11 protein-coding genes are annotated in these 13,586 nt (G+C 70.1%); 8 read left to right on the top strand and 3 right to left on the bottom strand.

The features are described from left to right. Positions 1-32 precede the first annotated feature (32 nt). From mlaD to hisC, 8 genes are all read left to right on the top strand, one after another. Complete coding sequence (mlaD, locus tag D000_RS0108520; RefSeq protein WP_018873112.1) at positions 33-491, top strand: outer membrane lipid asymmetry maintenance protein MlaD; 459 nt, start codon at positions 33-35, stop codon at positions 489-491. Positions 492-517: 26 nt separating this feature from the next. Further along, positions 518-1,189: a phospholipid-binding protein MlaC gene (locus D000_RS0108515; protein WP_018873111.1), complete on the top strand. Its 672-nt coding sequence runs from the start codon at positions 518-520 to the stop codon at positions 1,187-1,189. After that, positions 1,186-1,503 (top strand): lipid asymmetry maintenance protein MlaB, encoded by a 318-nt coding sequence (locus D000_RS0108510; protein ID WP_018873110.1) that lies wholly within the window; start codon positions 1,186-1,188, stop codon positions 1,501-1,503. Before D000_RS0108515 ends, D000_RS0108510 begins: the two co-directional genes overlap by 4 nt. A 111-nt stretch (positions 1,504-1,614) precedes the next feature. Beyond that, positions 1,615-2,874, top strand: a complete 1,260-nt coding sequence (gene murA / locus D000_RS0108505; protein WP_018873109.1) for a UDP-N-acetylglucosamine 1-carboxyvinyltransferase — start codon at positions 1,615-1,617, stop codon at positions 2,872-2,874. A 37-nt stretch (positions 2,875-2,911) separates the two neighbouring features. Beyond that, entirely contained in the window at positions 2,912-3,562 is a 651-nt protein-coding gene (gene hisG, locus D000_RS0108500; protein ID WP_018873108.1) for an ATP phosphoribosyltransferase, read from the top strand. Positions 3,563-3,572: 10 nt separating this feature from the next. Next, positions 3,573-4,640: a 3-deoxy-7-phosphoheptulonate synthase gene (locus tag D000_RS0108495; protein ID WP_018873107.1), complete on the top strand. Its 1,068-nt coding sequence runs from the start codon at positions 3,573-3,575 to the stop codon at positions 4,638-4,640. A 25-nt stretch (positions 4,641-4,665) separates the two neighbouring features. Continuing rightward, positions 4,666-5,967, top strand: coding sequence for a histidinol dehydrogenase (gene hisD / locus D000_RS0108490; protein WP_018873106.1), 1,302 nt, complete (start codon positions 4,666-4,668; stop codon positions 5,965-5,967). Beyond that, positions 5,964-7,058, top strand: a complete 1,095-nt coding sequence (gene hisC, locus D000_RS0108485; RefSeq protein WP_026279867.1) for a histidinol-phosphate transaminase — start codon at positions 5,964-5,966, stop codon at positions 7,056-7,058. The genes hisD and hisC overlap by 4 nt, the downstream gene beginning before the upstream one ends. Positions 7,059-7,447: 389 nt before the next feature. Here hisC and D000_RS0108480 read toward each other — a convergent pair whose 3' ends face one another. From D000_RS0108480 to D000_RS0108470, 3 genes are read right to left on the bottom strand one after another with little or no spacing between them, the layout of a single operon-like run. Beyond that, positions 7,448-11,989 (bottom strand): DEAD/DEAH box helicase, encoded by a 4,542-nt coding sequence (locus D000_RS0108480; RefSeq protein ID WP_018873104.1) that lies wholly within the window; start codon positions 11,987-11,989, stop codon positions 7,448-7,450. An 18-nt stretch (positions 11,990-12,007) separates the two neighbouring features. Then, positions 12,008-12,310, bottom strand: a complete 303-nt coding sequence (locus tag D000_RS0108475; RefSeq protein WP_018873103.1) for a hypothetical protein — start codon at positions 12,308-12,310, stop codon at positions 12,008-12,010. Between the two features lie 60 nt (positions 12,311-12,370). Further along, entirely contained in the window at positions 12,371-13,504 is a 1,134-nt protein-coding gene (locus D000_RS0108470) for an alkaline phosphatase family protein (RefSeq protein WP_018873102.1), read from the bottom strand. Positions 13,505-13,586 lie beyond the last annotated feature (82 nt).

Genomic DNA, 13,586 nt, shown 5'->3' with positions numbered 1-13,586 from the left:
CTGAAATCGGAGTTCCCTAGCAGGTGGCAAGAATGAAGATGCGTTTCTTCGAGCTGGCGGTCGGTGTGTTCGTGCTTCTGGGCATTGGCGCGCTGTTCTATCTGGCCGTCCAGGTCAGCAACGTGACGGACTACCACGACCGCGACACCTACACGGTGACAGGCTATTTCGACAACATTGGCGGGCTCAAGGCGCGCGCGCCGGTGACCGTCTCCGGCGTGCGCATCGGGCGTGTGGCGGATATCCGCTACGACCCGGATCGTTTCCGTGCCGAGGTGGTTCTGGCGATTCGCTCCGAGCACGACTACCTGCCGCTGGACACCCAGGCGGCGATCCACACCGCGGGGCTGCTGGGCGAGCAGTACATTGCCCTGGAGCCGGGCGGGGACTATGACACCCTGCGCGATGGTGACGAGCTGATGTTTACCCAGTCCGCGCTGGTGCTGGAGAACCTCATCGGCCGCTTCTTGACCAACATGGGGAGTGACTGATGGTCCTCAACCCGGAGCAAAGAGACATGAAATGGTTGCGTGAATCGATGCGAATCCTGCCGCTGGCGCTGCTGGCCCTGTTGCTGGTGATGTCGGCGAAGGTACAGGCGGGCAGTCCGTCCGAACTCATCCAGCAGTCGATCGACGAGGTCTACGAGATCCTGCGCGCCGACGAGACGCGCGCCCAGGAGGATCCCGAGTTCGTGATCGGTGTGATCAAGGACAAGATCCTGCCCAACGTGGATGTGGATGGCATGGCCCGTCTGGTGCTGGCCCGCCACTGGCGCGAGGCCTCCAGCGAGCAGCGCACCCGTTTTACCGAGGCCTTTACGGAGACCCTGCTCAAGGCCTATGGCGTGCAGCTGGGCGATCACCTCGACAAGGACGTGCGCGTGATCGAGCGCCGTTCGCGGCAGGACGACCGCATGGCGGTGGTGGCCACCGAGGTGGTCATGGGGTCCGGGCAGTCGAACATCCAGGTGAACTATCGCCTGCGTCCGGTCAATGGCGAATGGAAGGTGTTTGATGTCGAGGCCGAGGGGCTGAGCTTTGTCGGCAACTTCCGTACCCGCTTCAACGAGGAGATCAATCGGGGCGGCCTGGATGCCCTGATCGAGCGCCTGGAAGATGGCGACGAAGACCTGATCGAAGACGCGGTGGGCGACATCAACGCCGCCAGCAACGGGCAGGAGCGGTGAGCGACGCCCGCATCCGGGCGGATGCCGGGGGACTGGTGCTGGAAGGTCCTCTGAATTTCACGACCGTGGCCGCGCTGGATGCGCGGGCGCGCGAACTGACCGCTGCGCTCCCGGAACATGCGCGGGTGGATCTGGAGCAGGTCGGCCGCATCGACAGCGCCGGGGTCGCGTTTCTGGTGATCCTGTGGCGCCGGGCTCGCGAGCAGGGGCGGACCCTGGTCTTCGAGCCGATCCCGGACGCCCTGCGGCCGCTGCTCGAGCTGTATGACCTCGAAAACATCGTCACCGACTCGGCCGCCCGAGCGCTGGCCTGACCCCCTCCGGGCGGCGCTGCGGCCAGCCGGGCGGGCGTGTGGCGCGCGGATTCGTTATCATGGCGCGTTTCGCCGGACCACGGTCGGTCCGGCGGTGAATCCGGGCACCCCATGGACAAGCTGATCATCACCGGAGGCGGCCGACTCGAGGGTCAGGTCTGGATCTCCGGCGCCAAGAACGCCGTGTTGCCGATCCTGTCCGCCACCCTGCTGGCGGACGGGCCAATGACCATTGGCAACGTCCCGCACCTGCAGGACGTCACTACGACCATGGAGCTGCTCGGGCGCATGGGCGTAAGCCTGACGGTCAACGAGCGCATGCGCATCGAGGTCGACCCGACCACGCTGACCCAGTGCGTGGCGCCGTACGACTTGGTGAAGACCATGCGCGCCTCCATCCTGGTGCTTGGGCCGCTACTGGCGCGCTTCGGCGAGGCCGAGGTGTCGCTGCCGGGCGGCTGTGCGATCGGCTCGCGACCGGTCAACCTGCACCTGCGGGGCCTTGAGGCCCTGGGCGCCGAGATCGATGTCGACGGCGGCTACATCCATGCGCGCGCGGATCGCCTGAAGGGCGCGCGGGTGGTGTTCGACCAGGTCACCGTGACCGGTACCGAGAACCTGCTGATGGCCGCGACCCTGGCCGAAGGCGAGACCCTGATCGAGAACGCCGCGCGCGAGCCGGAAGTGATCGATCTGGCGGACTGCCTGACGGCGATGGGGGCGAAGATCCAGGGCGCCGGCACCGACACTATCCGGGTGCAGGGTGTGGAACGCCTGCACGGCTGCGAATACGACGTGATGCCGGACCGGATCGAGACCGGCACGTTCCTGGTCGCGGCGGCCGTGACCCGCGGGCGCGTGCGCTGCCGCAACACCCGCCCGGAGCTACTGGACGCGGTCCTGGCCAAGCTGGTCGAGGCGGGTGCCCGCGTGGATACCGGGCCCGACTGGATCGAACTGGACATGGAAGGCCGCCGGCCGAAGGCGTTGAACCTGCGTACCGCGCCGTTCCCGGCCTTCCCGACCGACATGCAGGCCCAGATGATGGTGCTGAACACGGTCGCCGAGGGCACCGGCTCGGTGGTGGAGACGGTCTTCGAGAACCGTTTCATGCATGCGCTGGAGCTGCAGCGCATGGGTGCGCACATCACGATCGAGGGCAATACCGCGATCGTCGAGGGTGTGGAACGGCTGGTCGGCGCGCCGGTGATGGCGACCGACCTGCGGGCCTCGGCCAGCCTGATCATCGCCGGCCTGGTGGCCGAGGGCGAGACCGAGGTGGACCGCATCTACCATATCGACCGCGGCTACGAGTGCATCGAGGAAAAACTGAGCCAGATCGGCGCGACCATCCGTCGCGAGCCGGTCTGATACGCGACTCACACGGAACCGGACGAACGCCTGACCCATGATGGACCCCAATGCCCTGACCATCGCCCTGTCCAAGGGCCGCATCCTCAAGGACACCCTGCCGCTGCTGGCCAGCGCCGGGATTGAACTGCTGGAGGATCCGGACAAGACGCGCAAGCTGATCCTCGACACCAACCGCGAGGACGTGAAGATCGTGGTGGTGCGCGCGACCGACGTGCCGACCTATGTGCAGCACGGGGCGGCATCCATTGGCGTGGCCGGCAAGGACGTCCTGATGGAGCATGGGGCCGCGGGGCTGTACGAGCCGCTGGACCTGCACATCGCCCAGTGCCGCCTGATGCTGGCGGGGCGCCCGGGCCAGCAGCCGGACCCGCAGCAGCGCCTGCGCATCGCCACCAAGTTTGTGAACATCACGCAGAACTATTTCGCCCAGCAGGGCCGCCAGGTGGAGATCATCAAGCTCTACGGCTCGATGGAACTGGCGCCGCTGGTCGGACTGGCCGACTACATCGTGGACCTGGTCGATACCGGCAACACCCTCAAGGCCAACGGCCTGGAGCCGCTGGAACTGATTACCCCAATCAGCTCCCGGTTGATCGTGAACCAGGCAGCCATGAAGATGAGACATAGAACCATTCAAAATCTGATCGAGGGCCTGCGCGACGCCGTCACGCCCGCGACGACGTAACGAGAACACCATGACCGCCGATACCGACGACCTCCGAATCCGCGATATCCAGGAGGTGTCCGCCCCGGACACCGTCCGCGAGGAGCTGCCGATCACCGACGCGGCCGCCGACACCGTGTTCGAGGCACGCCAGGCCTGCCATCGCATCCTGCACGGCGAGGACGACCGCCTGCAGGTGATCGTCGGCCCCTGCTCGATCCACGACGTGGATGCCGCGCTGGAGTACGCCGAACGCCTGAAGGGCCTGCGCGAGGAGCTCTCCGACGCCCTGCACATCGTGATGCGGGTGTACTTCGAGAAGCCGCGCACCACGGTGGGCTGGAAGGGCCTGATCAACGACCCGGACCTGGACGGCAGCTTTCACATCAACAAGGGCCTCCGCGTCGCGCGCGGGCTGCTGCGGGATCTGGCGATCAAGGGCATGCCGGCCGCCACCGAATACCTCGACCTGATCAGCCCGCAGTACATCGCGGACCTGGTCGCCTGGGGGGCCATCGGCGCGCGCACCACCGAGAGCCAGGTGCACCGCGAACTGGCCTCCGGGCTTTCCTGCCCGGTGGGCTTCAAGAACTCTACGGATGGCAGCCTGCGGGTGGCGATCGACGCGATCCGCTCCGCCTCGCGCCCGCACCACTTCCTGTCGGTGACCAAGGCCGGGCGCTCGGCGATCTTCTCCACCACCGGCAACGACGACTGCCACATCATCCTGCGCGGCGGCAAGCAGCCGAACTACGATGCCGCGAGCATCGAACAGGCCTGCAAGGAGCTGCGCATGGCCGAGCTGCCAGAGATGGTGATGGTCGACTGCAGCCACGCCAACAGCCGCAAGGATCCGAAGCGCCAGGTGGACGTGGCCCGCTCGCTCGCCGAACAGATCAGCGGCGGCGATCGTCGCATCATGGGCGCGATGCTGGAGAGCCACCTGGTCGGCGGCCGCCAGGACATCCTGCCCGGCAAGCCGCTGAAATACGGCCAGAGCATTACCGATGCCTGCATGGGCTGGGACGACACCGATACCAGCCTGAACCTGCTGGCGGACGCCGTACGCGCACGCCGCAAGACCGCCGTACCGGCCTAGGGAAAACGCCCAGAGGACCCCGATCATGCCCTCCATTGCCCGACTTGATACCCAGCAGCCCGATTTCGATCAGGCCCTGGAGCACCTGCTGTCCTGGGAGTCCGTTGCCGACACCGGCGTGCGTGATGCGGTGGACGAGATCCTGGGCGCGGTGCGCGCCGAGGGCGATGCGGCCGTGCTGCGTTACACCGCCAAGTTCGACCGTCTCGAGCGCACTGCGGTCGCGGACCTGGAGATCCCGCACGAGCGCCTGCAGGCCGCGCTGGAGTCGATCCCGCCGGAGCAGCGCGCGGCATTGGAGACCGCCGCCGCACGCATCCGCCAGTACGCCGAACACCAGAAGATGCAGGACTGGGACTTCACCGACGAAGACGGCACGGTCCTCGGTCAGCGCGTGACCGCGCTGGATTCCGTCGGGCTGTACGTGCCCGGCGGCAAGGCGGCCTACCCGTCCTCCGTGCTGATGAACGCCGTTCCGGCCAAGGTCGCCGGCGTCGAGTTGCTGGTGATGGTCGTGCCCGCGCCGGGTGGCGAACTGAATGACCTGGTCCTGGCCGCGGCCGCCGTGGCCGGGGTGGACCGCGTGTTCACCGTGGGCGGCGCCCAGGCGGTGGCGGCCCTGGCCTATGGCACCGATACCATCCCGGCAGTGGACAAGATCGTCGGCCCCGGCAACATCTTCGTGGCCGCGGCCAAGCGCGAGGTGTTCGGCACGGTCGGCATCGACATGATCGCCGGCCCGTCGGAGATCCTGGTGGTCTGCGACGGCGAGACCGACCCGGACTGGATCGCGGCCGACCTGTTCTCGCAGGCCGAGCATGACGAACAGGCCCAGTCCATCCTGCTGTCCTGGGACGCGGCCTTCCTCGACCGCGTCGCCGAGGCCATGGATCGCCTGCTGGCCGAGATGCCGCGCGCCGAGATCATCCGCACCAGCCTCGACAAGCGCGGGGCGCTGGTGAAGGTACGCGACTCGGCCGAGGCCGTTGCCGTCGCCAACCGCATCGCCCCGGAACACCTGGAGCTGTCCGTGGCCGATCCGCAGGCGATGCTGGACGCCGGCCTGCGTCACGCCGGCGCGATCTTCATGGGCCGCTACACCTCCGAGGCCCTGGGCGACTACTGCGCCGGGCCCAACCACGTGTTGCCGACCTCGCGTACCGCGCGCTTCTCCTCGCCGCTGGGGGTGTACGACTTCCAGAAGCGCTCGAGCATCATCCACTGCTCGGCCGCGGGCGCGGCGAAGCTCGGCACGACCGCCGCCGCGCTGGCGCACGGCGAGGGCCTGACCGCGCACGCGCGATCCGCCGAACTGCGCAGTCGATGACCGCACGCTCGACACGAACCCCGGACGCCCTGATGCGCCCGGAGGTGCTGGCGCAGCCGGCCTATCAGGTGGCCGACGCAACCGGCCTGATCAAGCTGGACGCGATGGAGAACCCGCACCCCTGGCCCGGCGCGCTGGAAGACGCTTGGCTGGAGGCTCTGCGCGACCCGCAACTGAATCGCTACCCGGATGCCCAGGCGCTGGGCCTGGCCGGGCAGGTGCGCGCCGCCCACGGCGTGCCCGAGGCCGCCGGGCTGATGTTCGGCAACGGCTCCGACGAGCTAATCCAGATCCTGATCACGGCGATCGCCGGGTCTGGTCGACCGGTGCTGGCGCCCGAACCGACCTTCGTGATGTACGGCGTGCTGGCCCGGGCGCTGGGCGTACCGTTCGTTGGTGTGCCCCTGAACGCGGACTTCACCCTGGATCTCGCGGCGATGCGCGCGGCGATGGCCGAGCACAACCCGGCCGTGGTGTTCCTGGCCTACCCCAACAACCCCACCGGGACGCTGGACGACGCCGCGACGGTGGAGGCGGTCGTCGACGCGAATTCGGGGGTTACCGTGGTCGATGAGGCCTATGCCCCGTTCGCCGCCCACAGCTTCCTCTCGCGGGTCGGCGCGGATGACGGCCTGATGGTGATGCGAACGGTCTCCAAGCTGGGGCTGGCCGGCGCTCGGCTCGGCTATCTGGCCGGCACCCCGGCCTGGATCGACGCGCTGGACCGGCTGCGCCTGCCGTACAACATCAACACCCTGACTCAGCGCTCCGTGGCCTTCGCCCTGGAGCATCGCGAGGCACTGGATGCCCAGGCGCGGGGGATCATCGACGAACGCGACCGCCTGGGCGAGCGCCTGGCGGCCACGACGGGCGTCGAACAGGTCTTTCCCAGCCAGGCGAACTTCATCCTCTTCCGGGTGCGCGAGGGACACGGGCATGCGAGCTTCGCCGCCCTGCGCAACGCCGGCATCCTGATCAAGGACGTCGGCCGCGCGCATCCCCTGCTCGCCGACTGCCTGCGCGTCACGGTCGGGCGCCCTGACGAAAACGACGCCTTCCTCGTCGCGCTGGGCCAGGCTCTCGGTTCCTGACGTCTTCTTGTTGCACCACAGAGTGCACGGAGCCCACGGAGAACGTCGCAGGGTTGTCAGGGTCGGTGTCCACCTTTTCCCGCCCGGCAACGTTCCTTTGTTATCCCGGAAACCGCGTTGCGGTGATCCGGGATCTCGGCGGTGGGGTCCGTCCGAACGTCGCGGGGCGGGATGGGCCGCATAGATCCCGGCTCTCCACTCCGCTGCGGCCGGGATGACACGGGTCGTTTGAATGTCGCGCTGCGACGGATTTCGCCCAATCCTCCACAACCCGAAAGCCCTTCTTCCTGCCTTCCCACCTTCCTGTTAATCGCGCCCCGAACCTCTCCGTGTCCTCTGTGCCCTCTGTGGTGAAAAGCCCTTCCTGGCCCTTCACCCTGCCAGGTGGGTTAGTGGCGGCCGGCGGGGGGTTCCAGGCGCAGGCCGCGCACCTCGCCCAGGGCGCCGCCGGCGCGCAGCGCAGCGGCGAACGGGGACTGGCGTGCCGGTTCGCCGTTGATGCTCTCGATGGTCACGCCGCGGCGTTTCGGCAGCCAGCCGCTGGTGGCGAGCTGGCGGATCGCCTCGGTGACGAGTGCCGCGTGTGCCTCGCCGGTGTCGATGCCGGGGATCGTCTCCCAGACGAACAGCTGGCGGCCGGAGGCGGCCAGGTACAGCAGCGGCTGGCCGCCGGCCAGCGCGATCAGCGCCCCGGCGACGCGGCGCAGGCGGCCCTCGGCGGCTTCCGGCGGCTGCGGCCAGGGCAGGAGCAGGCCCCAGGGGCTGGCCGGGTCGACGCTTGTCAGCCACTGTGGTTCGGGGGTGTCGTCGGCCGCGCGTTCCAGGGCGCGCAGGCGGTCCACCGCGCCGGCGCGGGCGAACTGCGCGCCGGTCAGGCCCTCGACGAAGTGGCCGCGGCGCAGCTTGCCGGCGTCCTCCATCGCGCGGTAGACGGGATACACGCGCCCGAAGCCACCCGGCAGGCCCTCGGCGCGGGCCATCTCGCGGCTGACTACGCCGTAGCGGGCCAGCAGGTTTTCGGCCTGTTCGCGGGCGCGCTCGGTCAGCGACACGCCGGGGTCGATCAGCTCGGCGACCCGTGACCAGCGCCCGCCGGCCAGGCCCTGTCCCGGTCGCCGCCGGCCGCGCGCGGAGGTCCGGCGCTGGCCGAGGCTGCGCAGCGGCGCGAAGGTGTCGTTGGTGATCTGCCCGGCCCAGACCAGGTCCCAGATCGCGGCCTCGATCGCGTCCTGGCGGGCATCCGGCTGTGCGCTGCGGGCCGCGCGTTCCAGCTCCAGATAGAAGCAGGCGCCGCGCCGGTCCAGGGCCTCCAGGATCGCCTGCGCCAGCGGGTCGTCGCCGGCGGGGGTATCCGTGGCATCGGCCTCCGGTTCCAGCAGCACCATCGCCTGTTCGCGGCGCAGGAAGCGGATGCGTCCGTCGCGCTGGCCCAGCGCGCCACTGCCCACCCAGACGAACTCCCCGGAGGCGGTGATGCGGTCCAGCGCATCCAGCGAGAAGTCGCGCACCCGCATCGGCAGTATGTGGGTGGTCCAGGCGGACCAGGGCAGGGCGATCCCCTCCAGTTGGGTCAGCGTGTCGCGCAGGGCGCCAGCCCCGCGGCCGGGTTCGGCCAGGCCCTGCCAGGCGGGCAGGAAGCGGCCCAGCGCGCGGGCATCCACTGCGGCCGCCTCGTCGCGCAGCCGCGCCAGGGTGCGGCGCTTCAGCCGTCGCAGGATGTCCAGTTCGCACCAGTCTTCGCCCGTGCCCTGCGGGCGGATCTCGCCGCGCAGCAGCACGTCGGCGCGCTCCAGGCTCTCGAGCGCCGGCAGCAGTGCGCCGGGCGCGAGGCCGTAGCGTGCGCCAAGGTTCTCGACGCGGAACGGGCCGTGGGTGCGGGCGTAGCGGCGCAACAGCTGTTCCAGCGGACGCTGCGGCGGTTCCAGGAAGGCGGCGGGCAGGCCGGGCGGGGGCACCACACCGAGGGCATCGCGGTACAGTGCGGCGTCCTCGGCCGCGATCCAGCGCGGCTCGCCGGCGATGCGCACCTCCACCGCGCGCAGGGAGTGGGCGAGCCGGTCCAGCCACGGCCCCGGCGCCTCGGCGCAGGCGGCCGCGACCTCGTCCGGGGTCAGGTCCCCGCGCCGGCGCAGCAGGTCGTGCAGGGCGTCGGTGTCCTGCACCCGGGTCGCCTCGGTGGCGTGCGCCAGCTCGGACTCCAGCTCGGCCAGGGCCTCGGGGTCGATCAGCTCGCGCAGCTCGGCCTGGCCCAGCAGTTCGGCCAGCATGCCGCGGTCGAGCGTGAGCGCCTGGGCCTTGCGCTCGGCCATCGGCGCGTCCTGCTCGTAGATGTAGGCCGCGACATAGGCGAACACCAGGCTGCGGGCGAACGGGGAGGCCTGCGGTGTCTCCACCTCGTGTACGCGGATGCGGCGTTCCTGCACGCCGCGCAGGATCTGGCGCAGGGCGTCCAGATCGAACACGTCGGCCAGCACCTGGCGGTAGGTCTCCAGGACCACCGGGAAGCTCGCGTACTCGCGCACCGAGGCCAGCAGCTGCTGCGACTTCAGCCGCTGCGCCCACAGCGGGGTGCGCTGGCCGGGGCGGTTGCGTACCAGCAGCAGGGCGCGTGCCGCGTTCTCGCGAAAGGCGCTGGCGAACAGGGTGGAGTTGCCGAGCTCGCGGGTGACCGCCTCCTCCAGCTCCTCCGGGTCCGGGAACAAGGCGTCCAACTCGGGCAGGTCCTCGCTGTCGGCCAGGCGCAGCACGATGCCGTCGTCGGTATACATCACCTGCACCTCGAAGCCGGAGCGGCTGGTCAGTGCGCCCTGCAGGGCCAGCGCCCAGGGGGCGTGCACGCGGGCGCCGAACGGGGTCAGGATGCAGACGCGCCAGTCGCCGACCTCGTCGCGGAAGCGCTCGACCACGATGCGTTGGTCGGAGGGCAGCTGCCCGGTGGCCTCGCGCTGTTCGTCGATGTAGTCGCAGAGGGTCTCCACCGCCGCCTCCGACAGTGGCGCGTGTTCCCTGAGCCAGGCCGTGCGGTCGGCGCGGCCCATGCGTGCCAGCCGCTCGCTGGTGGCGCCGATGGCCTGGCCGAGCTGGATCGGGCGGCCGGGGCCGTCGCCATGCCAGAACGGGAGCTTGCCGACCTCGCCGGGGGCGGGGGAGACGAGCACGCGGTCGCGGGTGATCGCCTCCACATGCCAGGTGCTGGCACCCAGGGTCACGTTCTCGCCGGTCTTCAACTCGAACACCATCTCCTCGTCCAGCTCGCCGATGCGCGGCCCGCCCTCGCCGACATGCACGCCGTACAGCCCGCGGTCGGGGATGGTCCCGGCGTTCAGGCGCGCGGCCAGCGCCGCCCCCCGGCGTGGGGTCAGCTCGTCGCGGGCGCGGTCCCAGGCGAGCCAGGGGCGCAGGTCGGCGAAGTCGGTGCTCGGATAATGGCCGGAGAGCATGTCCAGCGTGGCCTCGAGCAGCGCCCGCGACAGCTCGCGCCAGGGCGCGGCGCGGCGGACCAGCGCGTGCAGCTCGTCCACCGTGCGCGGGCGTTCGCAGACCATCGCGACGAGCTGCTGGGCGAGCACGTCCAGCGGGTTGTGCGGGGCGTGGATCGGTTCCAGCGCGCCGGCCTGCATGCGCTCGCCGATTACCGCGCATTCGAGCAGGTCGCCGCGAAAGCGCGGCAGCAGCAGCGAGCGCGAGACCTGGCCCACGCCGTGCCCGGCACGCCCGGCGCGCTGCAGCCCGCGGGCGACGGCGCCGGGGGATTCGACCATGATCACCAGATCCACTGCGCCCATGTCGATGCCCAGCTCCAGCGAGCTGGTCGCGACGATGCCGCGCAGGCGCCCGGTCTTCAGCCGGCCCTCGATCTCGGCGCGGCGCTCGTGGGATACGCTGCCGTGGTGGGCGGCGACCAGGTCCTCCACCGGTTCGGCATCCTCCGGCTGCTGTTCCCGCCAGGCCTCGTTGATGCGCTGGACCAGGCGCTCGCACAGCCCGCGGCTGTTCACGAACACGATGGTGGAACGGTGCTCCAGGATCGCGGCCAGCAGGCGCGGCTCCAGCCTTGCGGCGCGGTCGCCGCCACCGGTGGGGAGCTGCCCGGTGCCGTGGCCGTACACCGCGCCGAGGATGGAGCCGGACGGGATGGGGCTTTGCGCCTCCGTGGCCTCGACGGTGGCGGGTGCGTGCTCGGCGGGCGGCTCCTCGGGGGCAAGGATCTCCAGGTCCAGGCGCGGTGGCTCGGCGGCGTCGATCACCTCCACCTCGCGGTCGCCGCCAAGGAATCCGCGCGCCACCTCCACCGGATGCACGGTGGCGGACAGCCCGATGCGCTGCGGATCCTCGCCGCAGCGCTCGGCCAGGCGTTCCAGCGACAGGGCGAGATGCGCGCCGCGCTTGTTGCCGGCCAGCGCATGTACCTCGTCGATGATCACCGTGTGGATGGATTCGAGGTTCTCCGCGGCCTTCGAGCCCAGCAGCAGGTACAGCGACTCCGGCGTGGTCACCAGGATATCGCCGGGTTCGCGCGCCTGAGCGCGGCGCTCGGCCTGCGGGGTGTCGCCGGTGCGGATGTGCACTACCGGCTCGCTCGGGGCATCACCTACAGTCTGGCCCGTGGTCTGGCCCAGGCGCGCGGCGGTCTGCGCAATGCCGGTCAGCGGGGCGCGCAGGTTGCGCTCAATGTCGGTGGCCAGCGCCTTCAGCGGCGAGATGTAGAGCACCGAGTAGCCGCGACGGGCATCCGGCGCGGGCTCGCCGGTCAGGCGGTCAATGGCGCTCAGGAACGCGGCGAGGGTCTTGCCGCTGCCGGTGGGGGCGATCAGCAGGCAGTGACGGCCGGCCCGGATCGCGGGCCAGCCGCGCGACTGGATCGTGGTCGCCTGCCCGAAGGCCTCGCCGAACCAGGTGTCGGTCGCGGGGCGAAAGGGCGTGACCGGCATCGGCTCGGGCGTAGCGGGTCAGGCGTGGCCGACGGTGGTGTCGGTGGTGGCGTGGAAGTAGTCGCTGTCGCGTGCCAGCTCGTCGATCAGCTCGTGCAGCATGGCCAGACGGCTCTCGGCGTCCGCGAACGGCGCGCAGTCCTCGCACAACGGATCGCCGCAGGGCTGGCGGCTGTAGAGCCAGAAGTGCACGGCGCCGGCCAGCAGGCCGTCGGCGACGTCGCCGGTCTCGGCGGCCTGGCCGTCATCGGCGAGCCGGTTGGCCAGCTCGATCAGGTTCTGGGCGGCGTTGTTGTAGGTCTGGTCGGCGGTGTCGTTCATGGGTTCTCGAAATCGGTTTCAGCTAGCCGCGATCCTTCGACCGCGAACGAACCCGGCAGTTTACCGCGACTGGCCGATATTCCGAAGAAACAGGGGAATATGCCGCTCCTCCGGGGACAATCCGCCGTGGGCACCGACGAAGAACGGCCCCTCGTCGTCGTCCGGCGGGTCCACCAGGTAGGCGTCCTCCGCGGGCAGCAGCAGGTAGTCGCCGGCGCGTGCCCGCAGCTCGGGGTGCTCACGGTGATGCCCTGGGGGCAGGCCCAGCGTGCCGGGCCCCAGCCAGTCGGCGGCGGGGACTGCGGCTACGTCTGCGCCGAAGGCGGCGTCCAGGGCCGTCAGGAAGTCCGTGTCGCGTCCTTCGCGCACATGGGCGATGGCCGCGCGTGGCTCGCCGGTCAGGCGGTGGCGCAGGCAGGCCTGCACCGCCGGGTGCTCGCGCAGGTCCAGCCGGCGTTCCATGGTGCGCATGCCGTGGTCGGCGGTGGTCAGGAAGATGCTTTCCGGGCGCTGGATCTGCGCGCAGGTCGCGGTGTAGGCCAGGTCCAGCTGCTTCAGGTGGCGCTCCACCTCCGGGCTTTCCGGGCCATAGGCGTGGCCCAGGTGGTCGAGCTCCGACCAGTAGACGTAGGTGAAATGCGGCCCCGGCGTCGCATTCACATGCGCGGCCACCCGCGCCGGCAGTTCGGACAGGTCCTCGAAACCGATGAATGCGGCCGAGCTATTCATCATGCGGTTGTACGGCGTGCCGCCGATCCAGTCCGGGCCGATCATGGTGGTGTGGCAGCCGAGCCGGTCGACCAGGCGATCTGGCTGTACGCGGCCGGTCAGCTCGCGGTAACCGAGTGTGGCCGGGCGGTCCTCGGCGTCGCGCTCCTGGCCCATCAGGACCGTCAGCGTGCGCTCGGCGGACGGCAGCCGGGTGTGCCAGCCGAGCAGGCCGTGCTGCGCGGGTGTGCGCCCGGTCAGGATGCTGCTGATCGCGGTGGCCGTGGTGCTGGGGAACACGGTCTCGAGGTCCGTCACGTAGTCCGCGCCCAGCAGCGGTGTATGGCGGCGATAACGGGTGGCAAAGCCGTCGATCAGCCACAGCACGATGTGGCGGTCCGGCCCCAGGTGTTCGGATACGCCCGCCAGCGGCGGGTGGCTGGCCGCCGGGTTCAGACTGGCCTCGATCTGGCCGAGCAGGTCCATCAGCCCGGGCGCTTCCAGCCGGGCACGCAGGATGTGGTCGACGGTCGATTCGGGCGCGGGGATCTCTGTTAGTGGCAAGGGA

The organism is Thioalkalivibrio sp. ALJ16 (assembly GCF_000377345.1).
Classification (GTDB): Bacteria; Pseudomonadota; Gammaproteobacteria; order Ectothiorhodospirales; family Ectothiorhodospiraceae; genus Thioalkalivibrio.
This window is presented reverse-complemented; position numbering and strand designations above follow the sequence as displayed.

What these genes read in the sequence shown, in the direction of transcription:
- hisG (WP_018873108.1), top strand. Translation starts at nt 2,912, where the DNA reads ATGATGGACCCCAATGCCCTGACCATCGCCCTGTCCAAGGGCCGCATC.
- D000_RS0108475 (WP_018873103.1), bottom strand. Translation starts at nt 12,310, where the DNA reads ATGAACGACACCGCCGACCAGACCTACAACAACGCCGCCCAGAACCTG.
- D000_RS0108480 (WP_018873104.1), bottom strand. Translation starts at nt 11,989, where the DNA reads ATGCCGGTCACGCCCTTTCGCCCCGCGACCGACACCTGGTTCGGCGAG.
- D000_RS0108495 (WP_018873107.1), top strand. Translation starts at nt 3,573, where the DNA reads ATGACCGCCGATACCGACGACCTCCGAATCCGCGATATCCAGGAGGTG.
- mlaD (WP_018873112.1), top strand. Translation starts at nt 33, where the DNA reads ATGAAGATGCGTTTCTTCGAGCTGGCGGTCGGTGTGTTCGTGCTTCTG.
- D000_RS0108470 (WP_018873102.1), bottom strand. Translation starts at nt 13,504, where the DNA reads ATGGACCTGCTCGGCCAGATCGAGGCCAGTCTGAACCCGGCGGCCAGC.
- murA (WP_018873109.1), top strand. Translation starts at nt 1,615, where the DNA reads ATGGACAAGCTGATCATCACCGGAGGCGGCCGACTCGAGGGTCAGGTC.
- hisC (WP_026279867.1), top strand. Translation starts at nt 5,964, where the DNA reads ATGACCGCACGCTCGACACGAACCCCGGACGCCCTGATGCGCCCGGAG.
- D000_RS0108515 (WP_018873111.1), top strand. Translation starts at nt 518, where the DNA reads ATGAAATGGTTGCGTGAATCGATGCGAATCCTGCCGCTGGCGCTGCTG.
- hisD (WP_018873106.1), top strand. Translation starts at nt 4,666, where the DNA reads ATGCCCTCCATTGCCCGACTTGATACCCAGCAGCCCGATTTCGATCAG.